This is a genomic window from Streptomyces sp. NPDC096152 (genome assembly GCF_044763235.1).
In the GTDB taxonomy this organism is placed as follows: domain Bacteria; phylum Actinomycetota; class Actinomycetes; order Streptomycetales; family Streptomycetaceae; genus Streptomyces.
The window spans coordinates 489,626-503,178 of record NZ_JBIWFW010000003.1 but is presented as its reverse complement, the minus strand read 5'-3'; the positions used below and the strand labels follow the sequence as shown (position 1 = coordinate 503,178).

The following is a 13,553-nucleotide window of genomic DNA, read 5'->3' as shown; positions in this document are numbered from 1 at the left end:
GTCCTGGGCATCTGCCCCGCCGGTCCGGGCAGACGGCCCGTCGGCCCTCGGGGGCCGACCTGCCGGTCCGGGGTAGCCGAACTGATGGCTCGGGGCACCGTCTCGTCGGTCCGGGTCCGGGTCCGGGTCCGGGTTCGGGGTAGCCGACCCATCGGTCTGGGGCAGCCGCCCCGCCCGGCTCTGGGCAGCCGGTCCGCTGGTTCAGGCAGCCGATCCGTCGGCCCTCGGGGGCCGACCTGCCGGTCCGGGGCAAACCGGCCTGCCGATCCGGGGCAGTCGGCCGTGCGGGCAGTCGGCCGGAGCACCACCTCGTCGGCCGGGGCAGCCGCCCCGCCGGGCCGGGGCACCCGTCCGGTCCGGGGCAGAGGGCCGGCCGGTCCGGGGCTCCGCCTCGTCGGTCCAGGGCGAGCGGGCCGGTGCCGTGGGGGGCGATTCCGCCACCGGCCCGTGCGGGGCCCGGGGTCAGATGCCCGCCGCTGTCGACAGGTCCCGCTTGATCGTCGTCAGCAGGTCCGCCGCCCTGGTGCGGGCCGCCGGGAGGTCGGTGTGCGCGGCCACCGGGACCACCACCTCCAGGTAGCACTTCAGCTTCGGCTCCGTGCCGCTGGGGCGCACGACGACGCGGGCGCCGTCGAGGGTGTAGCGCAGGCCGTCCGTGGGCGGCAGCCGGTCCGTGCCCCGGGTGAGGTCCTCGGACCGGGTGATGGGCAGGCCCGCGAGTTCCGTCGGAGGCTGCTCGCGCAGGCGGCGCATCGCGTCGGCGATGAGCGAGAGGTCCTCGACGCGCACCGAGAGCTGGTCGGTGGCGTGCAGGCCGTGGGCCACGGCGAGGTCGTCGAGGAGGTCGAGGAGCGTGCGGCCCTCCTCCTTGAGCCGCGAGGCCAGTTCGGTGATCAGCAGCGCGGCGGTGATGCCGTCCTTGTCCCGTACGCCCTCGGGGTCGACGCAGTAGCCGAGGGCCTCCTCGTAGCCGTAGCGCAGGCCCTCGACGCGGGCGATCCACTTGAAGCCGGTGAGGGTCTCCTCGTACGGCAGGCCCGCCTTCTCGGCGATCCGGCCGAGGAGGGAGGAGGAGACGATCGACTCCGCGAAGGTGCCGGTGACGCCGCGGTCGACCAGGTGGGCGGCGAGGAGCGCGCCGACCTCGTCGCCGCGCAGCATCCGCCAGTCGGCACCGTCCCTGACCGCCACCGCGCAGCGGTCGGCGTCCGGGTCGTTGGCGATGACCAGGTCGGGATCGGTGGCGCGGGCCTTGGCGAAGGACAGGTCCATCGCGCCCGGCTCCTCCGGGTTGGGGAAGGCGACCGTCGGGAAGTCCGGGTCGGGGTCGGCCTGCTCGGCGACGAGCTCCGGGGCCGGGAAGCCGGCGCGGGCGAACGCGGCGAGCAGGACGTCACGGCCGACGCCGTGCATCGCCGTGTAGACGGTGCGGGCGGTGCGCGGGGAGCCGGGGGAGAGGACGGCGTCCGTGCGGGCTAGATAGGCGTCGAGGACGCCGTCGTCGAGGGTCTCCCACCCGGAGTCCGGGCGGGGGACGTCGTGCAGGCTGCGGATCGCGGCGATCTCGGCGGCGATCTCCGCGTCGGCCGGTGGGACGATCTGGGAGCCGTCGCCCAGGTAGACCTTGTACCCGTTGTCGCGGGGCGGGTTGTGGCTGGCGGTGACCTCCACGCCGGCGACCGCGCCGAGGTGCCGGATGGCGAAGGCGAGGACGGGGGTGGGGAGGGGGCGGGGCAGTACGGCGGCTCGCAGGCCCGCGCCGGTCATCACGGCGGCGGTGTCGCGGGCGAAGTCGGCGGACTTGTGGCGGGCGTCGTAGCCGATGACGACGAGGCCGTCGGCGTGGCCCTGCTTCCGCAGGTACGCGGCGAGGCCGGCGGCGGCGCGGATGACGACGGCGCGGTTCATGCGCAGGGGGCCGGCGCCGAGTTCGCCGCGCAGGCCGGCGGTGCCGAACTGGAGAGTGCCGGCGAAGCGCGCGGCGAGCTCCTTGACGTCCTCGGCGTCGATGAGCCGGGCGAGTTCCTCACGGGTGTCCGCGTCGGGGTCCTCGGCCAGCCACGCCTTGGCCCGTGCGATGAGGTCGTCGTGCACGTTCGGTCAGCCTCTCGTGTTCGTCGTGGGGCCCGGGGCCCTGGGGCCTGGGCCCCGGGGCGCTTGGTGCGCCCGGGTGCGTTGTGGGCGTGCGGTGTGGGTCGGGGCGTGTGCCCCGCGTGCGTCGGGGGTCGGGGCCGTGGGGGTGCGTCGAGGCCGCCACCTTCGGACGTACGGCTGCCCGCTGCCACGGCTCGCCTGCGCGGAGAACCCCGTACGCGGCGGGCTGTGACGCACCCCCACGGCCCGCTCCCGTCGTCGGGCGGCCGTCCCCGCCACAGTGGCAGGGGAAACGGCCTGGGCGGCGGGGCCCCGTGGCCGGGTGGCGGCCCGTTGCGGGTGTCCTACAGGCGGCCGAGGACCTGGGTCAGGAGGGAGCCCATGCGAGTCGCGGAGTCGCGGCCGGCCTGGAGGACCTCCTCGTGGTTCAGCGGCTCGCCGGTCATGCCGGCGGCGAGGTTGGTCACCAGGGAGATGCCGAGCACCTCGGCGCCCGCCTCACGGGCGGCGATCGCCTCCAGGACCGTGGACATGCCCACGAGGTCCGCGCCGATCACGCGGGCCATGCGGATCTCTGCCGGCGTCTCGTAGTGCGGGCCGGGGAACTGCGCGTAGACGCCTTCCTCCAGCGTGGGGTCGACCTCCTTGCACAGGGCGCGCAGGCGCGGGGAGTAGAGGTCGGTCAGGTCGACGAAGTTGGCGCCGACGATCGGCGAGGTCGCCGTGAGGTTGATGTGGTCGCTGATCAGCACCGGCTGGCCGGGACGCATCCCCTCGCGCAGACCACCGCAGCCGTTGGTCAGCACGACGGTCTTGCAGCCGGCGGCGACGGCGGTGCGCACGCCGTGCGCGACGGCGGCGACCCCGCGGCCCTCGTAGTAGTGGGTGCGGCCGAGGAAGACCAGGGCGCGCTTGTTCCCGATGGTGTACGAGCGGATCTTGCCGCCGTGGCCGGCGACCGCCGGGGGCGGGAAGCCGGGCAGCTCGGTGACCTGGAACTCGGCGTCGGGAGCGCCCAGGGCGTCGACGGCCGGAGCCCAGCCGGAGCCCATCACGAGGGCGACGTCATGGGTCTCGGTGCCCGTGAGTTCGCGCAGGCGCGCGGCGGCGGCGTCGGCGGCGGCGTGGGGGTCGCCCTGGAGGTCGTCCGGAAGAAGAGATGCGTTCACGCGGACGAGAGTAGCCGGTATCGGCCTACGCGCGTAGATGACGGAGGTCACGGGATGGCGATCGTTGTCTTGTCGTTTCCGACCAACGGTGGAACCGGCGCGGTCCCCGCCGGGCCGGCCCGCGCCGGTGAGGATCGGCGGCCGGTCCCGGACTGCTCAGCACGGCCTCTTGCGCAGCTCCATCACGTAGTCGTGCGGGGCGCCTGCGGACTCGGCCGCGTCGGCGACCTCGCCCAGGTAGCGCGCCGACGGCAGGCCGCCCTCGTAGGCGTTGAGGACGTACGTCCAGGCGGACTCCTCGCCGTCCAGGGTGTGGACGCGGACGCGGGTGCGCCGGTAGACGCCGAGGCCGGTGCCCTCCCAGCGGTCGAGGGAGTCCTCGTCCATGGGGGCGACGTCGTAGAGCGCGACGAAGACCTGGGACAGCGGGTCCTCGACGACCGTCGCCAGCGCACCCTCCCAGCCCATGTGCTCGCCGCCGAAGGTCAGCCGCCAGCCGTTCAGCCAGCCGGTGGCGCGCAGCGGGGAGTGGGGTGCGCGGCGGGTCATCAGCCGCGCGTCGAGATTGCCGGCGTACGCGGCGTATAGCGACATGGGTCGAGCGTACGGCAGGCCCACGGGCGTCTCGTCCGTCTCAGAGGTAACGGAACGGGCCCGGCTCCGCCCCCGGGGGAGGAGCACCTCGAACGTGCGGGACAATGGAGTACGTGACTCGGATCGTGATCATCGGTGGCGGACCCGGCGGATACGAAGCGGCGCTGGTGGCCGCGCAGCTCGGCGCGGAGGTGACCGTCGTCGACTGCGACGGTCTGGGCGGAGCGTCGGTGCTGACCGACTGCGTGCCGTCGAAGACGCTCATCGCGACGGCCGAGGTGATGACCACCTTCGACTCGTCGTACGAAGAGCTGGGGATCATCGTCGCGGACGACACCCCGCCGCTGGAGCAGGCCGCCCGGGTGGTCGGCGTGGACCTCGGCAAGGTCAACCGAAGGGTCAAGCGGCTCGCGCTCGCGCAGTCGCACGACATCACCGCCTCCGTGACGCGCGCCGGCGCCCGGGTCATGCGCGGGCGCGGGCGGCTGGAGGGCATGCAGGCCCTCGACGGGTCCCGGAAGGTCGTCGTCACCGCCGCCGACGGCACCGAGGAGACGCTCGTCGCGGACGCGGTGCTGATCGCGACCGGCGGTCACCCGCGCGAGCTGCCCGACGCCCAGCCCGACGGCGAGCGCATCCTGAACTGGACCCAGGTCTACGACCTCACCGAGCTGCCCGAGGAGCTGATCGTGGTCGGCTCCGGTGTCACCGGTGCCGAGTTCGCCGGCGCCTACCAGGCGCTCGGGTCCAAGGTCACCCTCGTGTCCTCGCGCGACCGCGTGCTGCCGGGTGAGGACCCGGACGCCGCCGCCGTGCTGGAGGACGTCTTCCGCCGCCGCGGCATGAACGTCATGGCCCGCTCCCGTGCCCAGTCCGCCAAGCGGGTCGGGGACCGGGTCGAGGTGACGCTGGCCGACGGACGGGTCATCTCCGGTTCGCACTGCCTCATGGCGGTCGGCGCCATCCCCAACAGCGCCGGGCTGGGGCTGGAGGAGGCCGGCGTCCGGGTGCGCGAGTCCGGTCACATCTGGACCGACAAGGTGTCGCGGACGACGGCTCCGGGTGTCTACGCGGCCGGCGACGTGACCGGTGTCTTCGCCCTGGCGTCCGTCGCCGCCATGCAGGGACGTATCGCCGTGTACCACTTCCTCGGCGACGCGGTGGCCCCGCTGAACCTGAAGACGGTCTCCTCGAACGTCTTCACCGACCCCGAGATCGCCACCGTCGGCTACACCCAGGCCGACGTGGACGCCGGCAAGATCGACGCCCGCTGCGTCAAGCTGCCGCTGCTGCGCAACCCGCGCGCCAAGATGCAGGGCATCCGGGACGGCTTCGTCAAGATCTTCTGCCGGCCGGGGACCGGGATCGTGGTCGGCGGTGTCGTCGTGGCGCCGCGCGCCTCGGAACTCATCCACCCCATCTCGATCGCCGTCGACAACAATCTGACGGTCGAACAGATCGCGAACGCGTTCACCGTGTACCCCTCCCTTTCGGGGTCGATCGCCGAGGTGGCGCGGCAGCTGCACACGCGCAAGGCGGGCGCCGAGCTCTGACGGCCGAAACCGACTCCCCGCTGGTCACGGGGAGTTGCCGACCATGCGTTCGGCATAGGCGACAGGGCTAGGCCTCTATACCACCTCGCGCTGTGCCGTGCGAACAACTTCTGCTATTCACCGCAAACTGCTGAAAGCAGACGGTCGCTGGGGTTACTGTCAGTTTCGTGTTCGCTGCTGAACGTCGCCAATTGATCCTCGAAATGGTGCGAGCGAACGGTGCCGTGTCGCTCCGTGAACTCGCCCGTGTCGTCCAGACCTCCGAAGTGACCGTACGGCGGGACGTGCGGGCGCTGGAGGCAGAAGGACTCCTCGACCGCCGGCACGGCGGTGCGGTACTCCCGGGCGGATTCACCCGGGAGTCCGGCTTTCCCCAGAAGTCGCATCTCGCGACCGCGGAGAAGACGGCCATCGCCGACCTCGCCGCGGGCCTCGTCGAAGAGGGCGAGGCGATCGTCGTCGGAGCGGGGACGACCACGCAGGAGCTGGCGCGCCGGCTCGCGCGGGTCCCCGGCCTGACCGTCGTCACCAACTCCCTCCTGGTCGCCCAGGCGCTCGCCCATGCCAACCGGGTGGAGGTGGTCATGACCGGGGGCACGCTCCGCGGATCCAACTACGCCCTCGTCGGCTCCGGGGCCGAGCAGTCGCTCCAGGGGCTCCGCGTCTCCAAGGCCTTCCTGTCGGGCAGCGGTCTGACCGCCGAGCGCGGGCTGTCCACGTCCAACATGCTCTCGGCCTCCGTGGACCGGGCCCTGGTCCAGGCGGCCGCGGAGGTCGTGGTCCTCTCCGACCACACCAAGCTCGGTACGGACACGATGTTCCAGACCGTGCCGACCGATCTGATCACCCGCCTGGTGACCGACGAGCCCCCGGCGCACGACGACCGTGCGGCCACCGAGCTGCAGGCCCTGGCAGACCAGGGGGTGCAGATCGCCGTGGCCGGCGCGTCGGGAAGTCCGGGGGGTGATCCGACCCCGGCCCGCGACCGGCGCCGGGACGTCCCGCTTCCGGGGCCGCGCCGCGGCCAGGTGCCCGGACCGGGGCTGCGCTCGGCGCCCCTCGGCGGCGACCAGTCGCCGGGCACGGAGCGGGCACGGGTCGCGGACCTGCGCAGGCGCTGAGGGCCCCGCCGGCCGGCGCTCAGGTGGCGTCTCCGGCCCGTGCTCGGTGCGTTGCCGGCGAGCCGCTCAGGACGTCGCCGGTGCGTCTCGGAGCGCCGCCTGCGGGTCCTCAGGGGCCGGTGGGTGCCGAGGGACGCCCGCGGCGGGCGCCGAAGGCCTCCCGGTGCGGAAGGCCTCCCGGTGCGGAAGCAGGACCGGTATGGAAGCGGGGCCGGTACGGAAACGGGGCCGGTACGGAAACGGGGCGCCCGGCGGACCGTCGTGCTGTGGTCCGCCGGGCGCCCCGGAACGTCGTACGGCTCAGTCCTTGATCTCGCAGATCGCGGCGCCGGAGGTGACGGACGCGCCGACCTCGGCACCCAGGCCCTTGATGGTGCCCGACTTGTGCGCGTTGAGCGGCTGCTCCATCTTCATGGCCTCCAGGACGACGACCAGGTCGCCCTCCTTGACCTCCTGGCCCTCCTCGACGGCGACCTTGACGATGGTGCCCTGCATCGGGGAGGCGAGGGTGTCGCCGGAGGCCACGGGGCCGGACTTGCGGGCCGCGCGGCGCTTGGGCTTGGCGCCCGCCGCGAGGCCGGTGCGGGCCAGGGACATGCCCAGCGAGGTGGGGAGGGAGACCTCCAGGCGCTTGCCGCCGACCTCGACCACGACCGTCTCGCGGCCCGACTCCTCGTCCGCCTCGGCCTCGGCCGGCGCGGTGAAGGGCTTGATGTCGTTGACGAACTCGGTCTCGATCCAGCGGGTGTGGACCGTGAACGGGTCGGTGGAGCCGGTCAGTTCCGGCGCGAAGGCGGGGTCGGTGACCGCCTTGCGGTGGAACGGGATGGCGGTGGCCATGCCCTCGACCTGGAACTCCTCCAGCGCGCGGGCGGCCCGCTCCAGGGCCTCCTTGCGGGTACGGCCGGTCACGATCAGCTTGGCCAGCAGGGAGTCCCACGCCGGGCCGATGACCGAGCCGGACTCCACGCCCGCGTCCAGGCGCACACCGGGGCCGGCCGGCGGGGCGAACGTGGTGACCGTGCCCGGGGCCGGGAGGAAGTTGCGCCCCGGGTCCTCGCCGTTGATGCGGAACTCGAACGAGTGGCCGCGCAGCACCGGGTCGTCGTAGCCGAGCTCCTCGCCGTCGGCGATGCGGAACATCTCGCGCACCAGGTCGATGCCGGCGACCTCCTCGGTGACCGGGTGCTCCACCTGGAGACGGGTGTTGACCTCCAGGAAGGAGATCGTGCCGTCCTGGCCGACCAGGAACTCGCAGGTGCCGGCGCCGACGTAGCCGGCCTCCTTCAGGATCGCCTTGGAGGCGCGGTACAGCTCGGCGACCTGCTCGTCGGACAGGAACGGCGCCGGGGCCTCCTCGACGAGCTTCTGGTGGCGGCGCTGCAGCGAGCAGTCACGCGTGGAGACCACGACCACGTTGCCGTGCTGGTCGGCGAGGCACTGGGTCTCGACGTGACGGGGGCGGTCCAGGTAGCGCTCGACGAAGCACTCGCCGCGGCCGAAGGCGGCCACCGCCTCGCGTACGGCCGAGTCGTAGAGCTCGGGGACCTCTTCGAGAGTGCGGGCGACCTTCAGGCCGCGGCCGCCGCCGCCGAAGGCGGCCTTGATGGCGATGGGCAGGCCGTGCTGCTCGGCGAACGCGACCACCTCGTCGGCACCGCTCACCGGGTCGGGCGTACCGGCCACCAGCGGCGCGCCGGCGCGCTGGGCGATGTGCCGGGCGGCGACCTTGTCGCCGAGGTCGCGGATGGCCTGCGGGGGCGGGCCGATCCAGATCAGGTCCGCGTCCAGCACCGCCTGCGCGAATTCGGCGTTCTCCGAGAGAAAGCCGTACCCGGGGTGGATCGCGTCCGCCCCCGACTCCTTCGCGGCCTTCAGCACCTTCCCGATGTCGAGATAGCTGGTGGCCGGGGTGTCACCGCCCAGGGCGAACGCCTCATCCGCGGCGCGGACATGCAGAGCGTCCCGGTCCGGGTCGGCGTAGACGGCCACGCTCGCGATCCCGGCGTCCCGGCAGGCCCGGGCCACGCGGACAGCGATTTCGCCACGGTTGGCGATGAGCACCTTGCGCACGATTGAGGCTCCCTCCTTGAAACAAGCCGAGTTTAGGGACTGCCGACACGGCACTTCGACCCGTCCCCAATGGTGAGCTTGCCCACACGGAGCGTCACTCGAGGCTCGCTCGACCCGCGAAATCCCTTGTCGCGTCGCCGTACGCAGGACTCCTGCGGGAAACCCTAGCCTTCCGATGTGGTCAAGGTCTCTGTGAGGGCGTGCTGCGGCCCACTTCGTTTCTTTGTGGAGTCCCTACGAATGGCCCAATGATTCTTTGCCGCCCGCAGAACCCTTGTCCCTCGCTTTACCTGTCAGTAGCGTTCGCGCTGTCGTGAACGTACCTGGGGTAACAGGCGCTCTCGCGGAGTCGAGGAGCGGCAGTGGGAAGTGGGTGGGACCGGTGGTGCGCAGACCGGTGGCGTGGATCGTGGCGGTCGTGCTCTTCGCCGAGGCGTTCGGCGTGGCGGCGCTGAACTGGTTCCTCGGGATGGTCGTCGACCGGCAGAAGATGTCCCTGGCCGGCCTCGACCCGGACATGATGTCGACGTCGTCGAAGGCCGGCGGGGTCGTCTTCGGTCTCTACTTCGCCCTGTGCGGGGTCGTCGCGCTGATCGTGGCGCTGCGCGGCCGCCGGCCCGCCGGCCTCGGCCGCGTTCTGCTGATCAGCGCGGCGGTGGTGCACGGGCTGCTGGGCGCGGTCGCGTGGGGCCTGGTGGGCTGGAGCGCGTTCCTGTTCATGGTGGTCGTGCTCGGGCTCATCGTGCTGCTGCTGATGACGTACGACCGTGAGGAGGGCCCTGCCGCTGCCGCCCGGGACGGCGGACCTGAGGGAGCGGACGGTCCCGGCGGGGACGGCCCCCGGGACGCGAGCGGTCCGGCCGGTGCCGGTCCCGCTCCGGTCGCCCCTCCGGCGTAGCGCCGACCGCCGGCGTTCCTGATCACCCCGTGACGCCCCCGTCGCCTCGCGGCGGGAGCCTCACTCGGCCGACGGTGCCCACAAGTCGGTGATCCCGACGCCCAGTTTGGCCAGCAGGCGCCGGACCAGGGGCAGGCTGATGCCGATGACGTTGCCGTGGTCGCCGTCGATGCCGTCGATGAACGGGCCCGAGCGGCCGTCGAGGGTGAAGGCGCCGGCGACATGGAGCGGCTCGCCCGAGGCGACGTACGCGGCGATCTCCTCGTCCGTCGGCTCGCCGAAGCGGACGACGGTGGAGGCGGTGGCGGAGGCGTACCGCTCGGTCGTCGTGTCCCAGACGCAGTGCCCGGTCTGGAGCGTCCCGGCCCGCCCGCGCATCGCCTTCCAGCGGGCGGTGGCCTCCTCGGCGTCGGCGGGCTTGCCGAGTGCCTGGCCGTCGAGGTCGAGCACCGAGTCGCAGCCGATCACCAGGGCGCCCTGCACCTCGGGCCGGGCCGCCACCACCGAGGCCTTGGCCTCGGCGAGCGCGAGCGCCAGCTCGGCGGGCGTGGGTGCGGTGATCGCGTCCTCGTCGACGCCGCTCACGATCACCTCGGGATCGAGACCGGCCTGGCGGAGCAGTCCGAGCCGGGCGGGGGACTGGGAGGCGAGCACGAGTCGGCGGCGCGGCTGATCTGTCATGCGGTCAGCGTACGGGGATCCGGTCCCCGGGGGTGCGCGAGCGGGACCGCGGGCCTCAGCGCACTCCGATCACGATCATCGCGAGCACCATGGCCAGCGCCATGAGAACGCCCAGCCGCCGCAGCATCTCCTGCATCTCGCGCAGTTCCTCGGGCGGTTCGTTCTCGGGGTCGGACCACAGCATGCCCTCGATCGTCCGGCGGTGACGGGCTCCGGCGCCTGAGTACCCGTACTCAACTTCACGCGCTCCGGCTTAAAGGTACTGTGGTTCCATTAACAGCCCGCCTCGACGAGAGGAAGCGCGCCGTGTTCACCACCGCCTGGACCGCGTCCCCCCAGCTCCCCAGCGAAGGCTTCACCCCCAACTGGTCCCGGGAGGGCTTCTGGCGCCAGTCCGTACGGCAGAACGTCCGGCTGACCGCGGGCGGCGGCCGGGTCCGCGTCCGGCTGTCGAATGCCTACGGCACCTCGCCGCTGCGCGTCGCGGGCGCGGCGGTCGGCCGCACGGCCGCCGGGGCCGCCGTCGAGCCGGGCTCGTCGCGCCGGCTGACGTTCGGCGGCGCGGCCGGGGCGGAAGTGCCGGCGCGCGGGCAGCTCGTCAGCGACCCGGCCCCGCTCGCCCTCGCGGCGGGCGACACCCTGTCGGTCACCCTGTACTTCGAGGCGGCCACCGGCCCCGCCACCTTCCACGCCCAGGCCTTCACCACGAGCCACCGGGGCGCGGGGGACCTGCTGGACGACGCGACCGGCGACGGCTTCGACGCGGTGACCGAATCGTGGTACGTCCTGTCGGCCGTCGAGACCGACGCGGGCCGTACGGACGGCATCGCCCTGTTCGGCGACTCGCTCACCGACGGCTTCGGCTCGACCCCGGGCGCCGACCGCCGCTGGCCGGACGCGCTCGCCCGGCGCACCGGACGCCCGGTGCTCAACGCCGGGATCGGCGGGAACCTGCTGCTCAACGACTCGGCGTGGTACGGCGAGAAGGGCGTCCGCCGGCTGGCCCGGGACGTCCTCGCCCATCCGGGCGTGGACACGCTGGTCGTGCTGCTCGGCCTGAACGACATCGGCTTCAGCGAGACCGGCGAGCAGCCGACCTACAAACCGGCCCCGGTGGTGGAGGCCGCGGAACTGATCGACGGCCATCTGGAGTTGATCCGGCAGGCACGCCGGGCGGGCCTGCGGGTGATCGGCGCGACCCTGCTGCCGTTCGCCGGCTCCGACCACTGGGGGGAGCACGCGGCGAAGGTGAGCCACGAGCTCGACGAGTGGATCAGGTGCTCGGGCGAGTACGACGCGGTCGTCGACCTGAACCGCGTGCTGGCCGATCCGGAGGACCCGGACCGGCTGCACCCGGCGTACGACTTCGGCGACCACCTGCACCCGGACGACGCCGGGTACGCGGTGATGGCCGAAGCCGTCGCGGCGGTGCTGTGAATCCCGCCCGTCAGCCGGGCCAGTAGGTCCGGGCCCAGGCCGACGCCCCCGGCTGGAGGTTCCGGTGGGCGGCGATGCGGGCCGGGTCGGCCCAGGAGTCCCGCGGGCCGGGCGCGCCGGACGGCGTGGCGGCCGCCGCCGCGGCGCGCGCCCGGACCACCGCCAGAGCGGCGGCCAGCTCCTCCGGGGTCGGATTGCCTCGTACGACCCTGATCGTCATGTCTGCTCCCGTCGTCGGGGATCCGCGGCCTAGAGAGGGATGTTGCCGTGCTTCTTCGGAGGCAGGGATTCCCGCTTCGTGCGCAGCTGACGCAGGCCGCGCACGATGTGGGCGCGGGTGTCGGACGGCATGATCACCGCGTCGACGTAGCCGCGCTCCGCCGCGACGTAGGGGTTGAGGAGGGCGTCCTCGTACTCCTGGATCAGCCGGGCGCGCACGGCCTCGAGGTCCTCGCCGCCGGCCTCTGCCTCGGCGAGGGTGCGCCGGTGCAGGATGTTGACCGCGCCCTGTGCGCCCATGACGGCGATCTGGGCGGTGGGCCACGCCAGGTTGAGGTCGGCGCCGAGGTGCTTGGAGCCCATGACGTCGTACGCGCCGCCGAACGCCTTGCGGGTGATCACCGTGATCAGCGGGACGGTCGCCTCGGCGTAGGCGAAGATCAGCTTGGCGCCGCGCCGGATGATGCCGGTGTGCTCCTGGTCGACGCCCGGAAGGAAGCCGGGCACGTCGACGAAGGTCAGCACGGGGACGTTGAAGGCGTCGCAGGTGCGCACGAAGCGCGCGGCCTTCTCCGACGCGTCGATGTCCAGGCAGCCGGCGAACTGCATCGGCTGGTTGGCGACGATGCCGACCGGGTGGCCCTCCACCCGTCCGAACCCGGTGACGATGTTCGGCGCGAACAGCGCCTGCGTCTCGAAGAACTCGGCGTCGTCCATGACGTGTTCGATCACGGTGCGGATGTCGTACGGCTGGTTCGCGCTGTCCGGGACCAGCGTGTCCAGCTCCAGGTCCTCGGCGGTGGCCGAGAGGTCGGCCTCCTCCGGGAAGACCGGGGGCTCGCTGAGGTTGTTGGACGGCAGGTACGACAGCAGCTGCTTGACGTACTCGATGGCGTCCTTCTCGTCGCCCGCCATGTGATGGGCCACGCCCGACGCCGAGTTGTGGGTGCGGGCGCCGCCCAGCTCCTCGAAGCCGACGTCCTCGCCGGTGACCGTCTTGATGACGTCCGGGCCGGTGATGAACATGTGCGAGGTCTGGTCGACCATGACCGTGAAGTCGGTGATCGCGGGGGAGTAGACCGCGCCGCCCGCGCAGGGCCCGACGACCAGCGAGATCTGCGGGATCACACCGGAGGCGTGGGTGTTGCGGCGGAAGATCTCGCCGTAGGCGCCGAGCGAGGCGACGCCCTCCTGGATCCGGGCGCCACCGGAGTCGTTGATCCCGATGACCGGGCAGCCGGTCTTCAGGGCGAAGTCCATCACCTTGACGATCTTCTGCCCGTAGACCTCGCCGAGGGCCCCGCCGAAGACGGTGAAGTCCTGCGAGAAGACGGCGACCGGGCGGCCGTCGACCGTGCCGTACCCGGTGACGACGCCGTCCCCGTAGGGGCGGTTCTTCTCCAGCCCGAAGTTGGTGGAGCGGTGGCGGGCGAATTCGTCCAGCTCGACGAAGGAGCCCTCGTCGAGGAGCAGCTCGATGCGCTCACGGGCCGTCAGCTTGCCCTTGGCGTGCTGCTTTTCGACGGCGCGCTCGGAGCCGGCGTGCGTCGCCTCGTGAATTCGGCGCTGCAGATCCGCGAGCTTGCCCGCGGTCGTGTGAATGTCGATCTCTTCCGCCTCGGACATCGGGATCGCGGCTCCCTGCCTGCTCAAAAGGGGGGACGGTTACTCATCCGTAGCGTAGTGGGGGGTTCGTGGTTCGGCAGTGCGGCGT

General features: G+C 72.6%; 12 protein-coding genes. 4 read left to right on the top strand and 8 right to left on the bottom strand.

The window, feature by feature from the left end; translation table 11 throughout:
- Window positions 1-462: 462 nt before the first annotated feature.
- From ACIQ9G_RS12495 to ACIQ9G_RS12485, 3 genes are all read right to left on the bottom strand, one after another.
- A complete protein-coding gene (locus ACIQ9G_RS12495) occupies window positions 463-2,094 on the bottom strand; it encodes a phospho-sugar mutase (RefSeq protein WP_403608443.1) in 1,632 nt (543 codons plus the stop codon).
- Window positions 2,095-2,438: 344 nt separating this feature from the next.
- Window positions 2,439-3,263, bottom strand: coding sequence for a purine-nucleoside phosphorylase (locus ACIQ9G_RS12490; RefSeq protein WP_403608442.1), 825 nt, complete (start codon window positions 3,261-3,263; stop codon window positions 2,439-2,441).
- A gap of 156 nt (window positions 3,264-3,419) precedes the next feature.
- Window positions 3,420-3,857 carry a gamma-glutamylcyclotransferase gene (locus ACIQ9G_RS12485; RefSeq protein ID WP_403608441.1) on the bottom strand — a complete coding sequence of 146 codons (438 nt, stop codon included), beginning with the start codon at window positions 3,855-3,857 and terminating at the stop codon, window positions 3,420-3,422.
- Between the two features lie 104 nt (window positions 3,858-3,961).
- On the opposite strand from ACIQ9G_RS12485, the gene ACIQ9G_RS12480 reads away from it, so the two are divergent.
- Both ACIQ9G_RS12480 and ACIQ9G_RS12475 read left to right on the top strand, forming a co-directional pair.
- Window positions 3,962-5,410 carry an NAD(P)H-quinone dehydrogenase gene (locus ACIQ9G_RS12480; protein ID WP_403608440.1) on the top strand — a complete coding sequence of 483 codons (1,449 nt, stop codon included), beginning with the start codon at window positions 3,962-3,964 and terminating at the stop codon, window positions 5,408-5,410.
- Window positions 5,411-5,577: 167 nt separating this feature from the next.
- A complete protein-coding gene (locus ACIQ9G_RS12475; protein WP_403608439.1) occupies window positions 5,578-6,531 on the top strand; it encodes a DeoR/GlpR family DNA-binding transcription regulator in 954 nt (317 codons plus the stop codon).
- A gap of 300 nt (window positions 6,532-6,831) precedes the next feature.
- On the opposite strand, the gene ACIQ9G_RS12470 is transcribed toward ACIQ9G_RS12475, so the two are convergent.
- The gene (locus tag ACIQ9G_RS12470; RefSeq protein ID WP_403608438.1) at window positions 6,832-8,604 is read right to left on the bottom strand and encodes an acetyl/propionyl/methylcrotonyl-CoA carboxylase subunit alpha; all 1,773 of its coding nucleotides are present in this window, start codon (window positions 8,602-8,604) and stop codon (window positions 6,832-6,834) included.
- A gap of 382 nt (window positions 8,605-8,986) precedes the next feature.
- Here ACIQ9G_RS12470 and ACIQ9G_RS12465 point away from each other — a divergent pair, with 382 nt between their 5' ends.
- Window positions 8,987-9,502 carry a hypothetical protein gene (locus ACIQ9G_RS12465; protein ID WP_403608437.1) on the top strand — a complete coding sequence of 172 codons (516 nt, stop codon included), beginning with the start codon at window positions 8,987-8,989 and terminating at the stop codon, window positions 9,500-9,502.
- A 60-nt stretch (window positions 9,503-9,562) separates the two neighbouring features.
- Here the strand turns inward: ACIQ9G_RS12465 and ACIQ9G_RS12460 are convergent, their stop codons facing one another.
- Together ACIQ9G_RS12460 and mmpB are read right to left on the bottom strand one after the other, a co-directional pair.
- Window positions 9,563-10,183 carry a Maf family protein gene (locus ACIQ9G_RS12460; protein WP_403608436.1) on the bottom strand — a complete coding sequence of 207 codons (621 nt, stop codon included), beginning with the start codon at window positions 10,181-10,183 and terminating at the stop codon, window positions 9,563-9,565.
- 55 nt (window positions 10,184-10,238) lie between these two features.
- On the bottom strand, window positions 10,239-10,367 hold the full coding sequence (gene mmpB / locus ACIQ9G_RS12455) for a morphogenic membrane protein MmpB (protein WP_403608435.1): 129 nt from the start codon (window positions 10,365-10,367) through the stop codon (window positions 10,239-10,241).
- Window positions 10,368-10,489: 122 nt separating this feature from the next.
- Between mmpB and ACIQ9G_RS12450 the strand changes: the two genes are divergently transcribed.
- Window positions 10,490-11,620, top strand: a complete 1,131-nt coding sequence (locus ACIQ9G_RS12450; RefSeq protein WP_403608434.1) for an SGNH/GDSL hydrolase family protein — start codon at window positions 10,490-10,492, stop codon at window positions 11,618-11,620.
- A gap of 10 nt (window positions 11,621-11,630) precedes the next feature.
- Here the strand turns inward: ACIQ9G_RS12450 and ACIQ9G_RS12445 are convergent, their stop codons facing one another.
- Window positions 11,631-11,840, bottom strand: a complete 210-nt coding sequence (locus ACIQ9G_RS12445; protein ID WP_403608433.1) for an acyl-CoA carboxylase epsilon subunit — start codon at window positions 11,838-11,840, stop codon at window positions 11,631-11,633.
- 29 nt (window positions 11,841-11,869) lie between these two features.
- Entirely contained in the window at window positions 11,870-13,465 is a 1,596-nt protein-coding gene (locus tag ACIQ9G_RS12440; protein ID WP_392190900.1) for an acyl-CoA carboxylase subunit beta, read from the bottom strand.
- Between the last annotated feature and the right edge of the window lie 88 nt (window positions 13,466-13,553).